This is a genomic window from Streptomyces pseudogriseolus (genome assembly GCA_002154585.1).
Taxonomy (GTDB): domain Bacteria; phylum Actinomycetota; class Actinomycetes; order Streptomycetales; family Streptomycetaceae; genus Streptomyces; species Streptomyces pseudogriseolus.
Window position 1 is genome coordinate 6,676 of record MUNG01000069.1, and the last position, 4,863, is coordinate 11,538.

General features: G+C 72.6%; 4 protein-coding genes. 1 reads left to right on the forward strand and 3 read right to left on the reverse strand.

Annotation, left to right across the window (positions count from 1 at the left end; translation table 11 throughout):
* Positions 1–34: 34 nt before the first annotated feature.
* The 3 genes from CCN29_RS07585 to CCN29_RS07595 form a co-directional block, all read right to left on the reverse strand.
* Positions 35–1,015: an endonuclease/exonuclease/phosphatase family protein gene (locus CCN29_RS07585; RefSeq protein WP_373297251.1), complete on the reverse strand. Its 981-nt coding sequence runs from the start codon at positions 1,013–1,015 to the stop codon at positions 35–37.
* A gap of 260 nt (positions 1,016–1,275) precedes the next feature.
* Positions 1,276–1,896 carry a TetR/AcrR family transcriptional regulator gene (locus tag CCN29_RS07590; RefSeq protein WP_006130080.1) on the reverse strand — a complete coding sequence of 207 codons (621 nt, stop codon included), beginning with the start codon at positions 1,894–1,896 and terminating at the stop codon, positions 1,276–1,278.
* Positions 1,897–1,964: 68 nt separating this feature from the next.
* Entirely contained in the window at positions 1,965–3,566 is a 1,602-nt protein-coding gene (locus tag CCN29_RS07595; RefSeq protein ID WP_086680683.1) for an MFS transporter, read from the reverse strand.
* 226 nt (positions 3,567–3,792) lie between these two features.
* On the opposite strand from CCN29_RS07595, the gene panB reads away from it, so the two are divergent.
* Positions 3,793–4,668, forward strand: coding sequence for a 3-methyl-2-oxobutanoate hydroxymethyltransferase (gene panB / locus CCN29_RS07600; RefSeq protein WP_006130078.1), 876 nt, complete (start codon positions 3,793–3,795; stop codon positions 4,666–4,668).
* The last annotated feature ends 195 nt before the right edge of the window (positions 4,669–4,863 follow it).

A 4,863-nucleotide genomic window follows, 5' to 3' on the forward strand; every position in this document is an offset into this window, starting at 1 on the left:
GCCGCCGTGTGTCCGGGGCCCCGGCCCCGGGAGGTCAGTCCGCCGTGCCGGTGACCTTCAGCCGTGCCGCTATCGGCAGGTGGTCGCTCGCCGTCGGCGGGAGCGTCCAGGAGCTCTCCGGCTCGGCGCCCCTGACCAGGATCTGGTCGATCCGCGCCATCGGGAACGACGCCGGCCAGCTGAAGCCGAAGCCGCTGCCCACCGCGCCCTGCGTGGAGCGCATCTGGGAGGTGACCGCCTTCAGGGCGCGGTCGTTCATGGTGCCGTTGAGGTCGCCGAGCAGGACGACGTTCTCCAGCGGCTCGGCCGCGATGGCCTCCCCCAGCGCGTCGGCGCTCTTGTCGCGCTGACGGGCCGTGAAACCCGCCTCCAGCTTCACCCGCACCGACGGCAGATGCGCCACGTACACCGCGACCCGGCCGGCCGGCGCGTCCACCGTGGCGCGCATCGCCCGCTGCCAGCCCAGCCGGATGTCCACCGACCTGACGTCGCTGAGCGGGTACTTGGACCACAGCCCGACCGTGCCGACCACCGCGTGGTACGCGTACGTGTCCGACAGCGCCGCCCGGTAGGCGGGCACCTCCGAGGCCTTGAGCTCCTCCAGCGCCAGCACGTCCGCGCCCGCCGCGGCCACCTCGCGGGCCGTGCCGGACGGGTCCGGGTTCTCCGCGTTGACGTTGTGCGTGGCCACCGTCAGATCCCCGCCGGAGGCGTTCTTGTCGCTGAGCAGACCGCCGAACAGGTTCAGCCACACGACCACCGGGAGCACCGCCGCGATGAGCGCCGTCGCCGAGCGGCGGACCAGGGCCAGCACCAGCAGCAGCGGCACGAACACGCCCAGCCAGGGCAGGAACGTCTCCAGCAGACTGCCCAGGTTGCCGACCGCGTTGGGGATGTGCGCGTGGGCCAGCATCACCAGCGCCAGCAGCAGCGCGCAGACGGCCACCACCCAGCCCCGGCGCCAGATGCCGCGGTCCTCGCGCAGGGCGCCCAGACGGTCGACCAGGCGCCGCATCCGGGAGGCCGGGGTCCGGGGGCCCTGGCGCCCGTCGTCCGTCTCCGTCATGTACGCCTGCTGCGCCATACCGTTGCCTCACAACCTGCCGTGCACACCGTCGCCCCCGTCGTCCGTAAGACACTAGGGGATGTTCGGTTCCTTTCCGCCGCCGCCCGGGCGGCCGTACGGGAGCGGAGACGTCCGGGGCCGCGCGGGCAGTTCCTGAAGAGCGTGACCAGGGTGGCGTCTGTGACGAAACCCGCACGGAACGGCCGGGGTCAGCCGCCGGACGGGCGCAGCCCCTGGAGCAGGGTGTCGACCACGCGCTCGGCGAGATCGGCGGGCAGGTCCGCGTCGGGCCGCAGCACGGTGCGGACGAGGACGGGGCCCACCACCAGGTCGTTGAGGAGCTCCAGGTCGACGTCGGCGCGCAGTTCGCCGTTGTCGCGGCCCCGGCGCAGCACCTCCAGGCCCACCCGGCGGCGCGGCTGGATGACGGTCTCGTGGTAGGCGGCCCAGAGTTGAGGGCTGGACTTCATCTGGGCGCGGACGTTGTGCAGGATCGCCGAGGTGCGGCCGGCCAGTCCGCGCAGCCGCAGCGACTCCAGCAGGACCACGAGGTCGTCGCGCATGGAGGTGCCGGGCAGTTCCGGGTCGGGGGGTTCGGCGGCGCGCATGACGTCGACGAAGAGCTGCTCCTTGCCGGACCAGCGCCGGTAGATGGCGGCCTTGCCGACGCCGGCGGTGCGGGCGATGCGCTCGATGGACAGTTCCGCGAGGGGGACGCCGTCCTCCAGGAGCTTCATCACCCCCTCGATGATGGCGCGTTCGACCGCCTCGCTGCGGGGGCGGCCCCGTGCGGGGCCGCCCCGTCGGGGGCCGGTGCCGGCCAGGCTCACGTCGACGGGTCCTTTCGGTGGGCGGGCACGACGATTCTCCCCGCTGCGCGCGGGGGTGCCGCCCCTGTTCAGCCGTCGGCGGACTCCGCCGCGGTCACCAGCTTCCCGTCCGCCTCCGCACCGCCGGGACCCGCCGGGCGCCCGGGCAGGAACACGGCGACGACGACCGCGCCCAGCACGGCCACCCCGGCGCCCAGGAGCGCCGTGACGTGCATGGCGTGCAGGAAGGCGTCGTCGGCCGCGGCGACCAGGGCGTCGGCGCGCGGGCCCAGCCGGCCGGCGACGGCGAGGGTGGCCTCGATGGACTCGCCGGCCGCGTGCCGGGCACCGGGCGGCAGCACGCCCAGCTCGTCGCGTACGGCGCCGCGGTAGGCGGTGGACAGCACCGAGCCGAGCACGGCGATGCCGAGGGCGCCGCCGACCTGCCGGAAGGTGTTGCTGAGCGCGGAGGCGGAGCCGGCCTTCTCGCGGGGCAGCGCCTGCATGATGACCACGCTGACCGGCGTCATCACGTGCGCCATGCCCGCGCCCATCAGGAAGAAGATCACTTCGAGGATCCAGATGGGCGTGTCCGCGTCCAGCGCGGCGAACGCGGCCAGCATCCCGGCGAGGAGCAGCAGCCCGGCGGTGGTGGTGGCCTTGTTGCCGAAGCGGTCCACCAGCAGCCGCGCCCGCGGAGCGAACACCAGCTGCGCGGCGGCCAGCGGAAGCAGCAGCAGACCGGTCTCCAGCGGCGAGTAGCCGCGCACGCTCTGGGTGTAGAAGACCGCGAAGAACGTCACGCCCATCAGCGCGAAGAACACCAGGGCGATGGCGCCGATCGCCGCGGAGAACACCTTGTTGCGGAAGTAGCTCATGTCGACGGACGGATGGTCGCTGCGCGCCTCGGCCACCACGAACACGGCGAGGACGGCCAGGCCGCCGCCGATGGAGCCCAGCACCACCGGGTCGCCGAAGTCGGCGAGCTGACCGCCCTTGATGATGCCGTAGACCAGCAGCACCAGGCCCGCGACGGACAGCACCACGCCCAGCGGGTCGATCCGGCCGGGGGCGGGGTCCCGGGAGTCCGGCACCAGCCAGAGCATCAGGCCGACGGCGAGGACCACGATGGGGACGTTGACCAGGAAGACCGAGCCCCACCAGAAATGTTCGAGCAGCAGCCCGCCGGTGATCGGGCCGATGGCGATGGCGAGGCCCACGCCGCCCGCCCAGATGCCGATGGCCTTGGGCTGCTCGTCCCGCTCGAAGACGTTCATCAGGACGGCCAGGGTGGCCGGCATGACGAACGCGGCGCCCAGGCCCATCACCGCGCGGAAGCCGATCAGCTCCGCCGGGGTGCCGGAGAACGCGGCGAGCACCGAGCCGATGCCGAACACCGCCAGCCCTCCGACCAGCACCTTCTTGCGGCCCAGCCGGTCTCCGAGAAGCCCGGCGGTGAACAGCAGACCCGCGAAGACCAGGGTGTAGGAGTTGATCGCCCACTCCAGCTCGCCCTGCGTGGCGCCGAGACCGGTGGGGGCGGGCGTGGAGATCGTCTTGATGGCGACGTTCAGGATCGAGTTGTCCAGGACGACGATCAGCAGGCTCAGCATCAGCACGCCGAGGATCGCCCAGCGACGGCGGTGGACGGCCTCCGGGACCCGGCGGGCGGGGGCTGCGGGAGAAGTCATACGGCCCACCTTAAGGATTTCCGATACGGAACCGTCTCGTATCGGAAAGGCTTTGCCGTAAACATGCCCCGACATTGCACCGCGTTGCGCCGTCCGGAGCAGCGCGGCACGGCGGGGCGGAGGTCACAGGGGACCCTCTGGCCCTCGTCCGGAGGAGGTGCCACCATGGACGTGGTCCGGGGACGCCGTCAGGGCGCCTCGAGATGACGTGTTGGGAGACGGATCCATGACGCAGCTTTCGGCTGCCCAGACCGGTACGCCCGGTTCCTCCTCCGGCGGCAAGACGCTGTACGGGGGCAAGGGCACGCGCCGCATCACTGTCCGGGACATCGCCCTCGCCAAGGAGCGCGGCGAGAAGTGGCCCATGCTCACCGCGTACGACGCGATGACCGCGTCCGTGTTCGACGAGGCCGGCATTCCGGTGATGCTCGTCGGCGACTCCGCGGGCAACTGCCACCTCGGGTACGAGACCACCGTGCCCGTCACCCTCGACGAGATGACCATGCTGGCCGCCGCCGTCGTACGGGGCACCTCGCGCGCCCTGATCGTCGGCGACCTGCCGTTCGGCTCCTACCAGGAGGGTCCGGTGCAGGCGCTGCGCTCGGCGACCCGGCTGGTGAAGGAGGCCGGGGTCGGCGCCGTGAAGCTGGAGGGCGGCGAGCGCTCGCACCGGCAGATCGAGCTGCTGGTGGAGTCCGGCATCCCCGTGATGGCCCACATCGGGCTGACCCCGCAGTCGGTGAACGCCATGGGCTACCGGGTGCAGGGGCGGGGCGAGGAGGCGGCGCAGCAGCTGCTGCGGGACGCGAAGGCCGTGCAGGACGCGGGCGCGTTCGCGGTGGTGCTCGAGCTGGTGCCGGCGGAGCTGGCGGCCGAGGTGACGCGGACGCTGCACATCCCGACCGTCGGGATCGGGGCCGGGCCGGAGACGGACGCGCAGGTGCTGGTGTGGACCGACATGCTCGGGCTGACCGGTGGGCGGGTGCCGAAGTTCGTCAAGCAGTACGCGGATCTGCGTGAGGTCATGAGCGGGGCGGTCAAGGCGTTCGCCGAGGATGTGGTGGGCGGGGCGTTTCCGCGGGAGGAGCACTCGGTGCACTGAGCCGTGCCGGGGGCGTGAGCCGCTTCCGTAACCCCATGTGAGCCATTGCCGCACCATCGCCGGCCCCGTCGATCTTCCCCCGTCGACGGGGCCGGCGCATGTCTGGGCTGGGCAGGGGGTGTTGCGCAGCCCGGCGTTTGCGGGGTGCCGGCCGCGCCCACCCTCCCCCATCGCCCCTGCGGCACGACTGCCCGC

Bases quoted from the DNA above. Each gene is read 5' to 3' on its own strand.
- panB (WP_006130078.1), top strand. From the start codon at position 3,793: ATGACGCAGCTTTCGGCTGCCCAGACCGGTACGCCCGGTTCCTCCTCC.
- CCN29_RS07595 (WP_086680683.1), bottom strand. From the start codon at position 3,566: ATGACTTCTCCCGCAGCCCCCGCCCGCCGGGTCCCGGAGGCCGTCCAC.
- CCN29_RS07585 (WP_373297251.1), bottom strand. From the start codon at position 1,015: ATGCGGCGCCTGGTCGACCGTCTGGGCGCCCTGCGCGAGGACCGCGGC.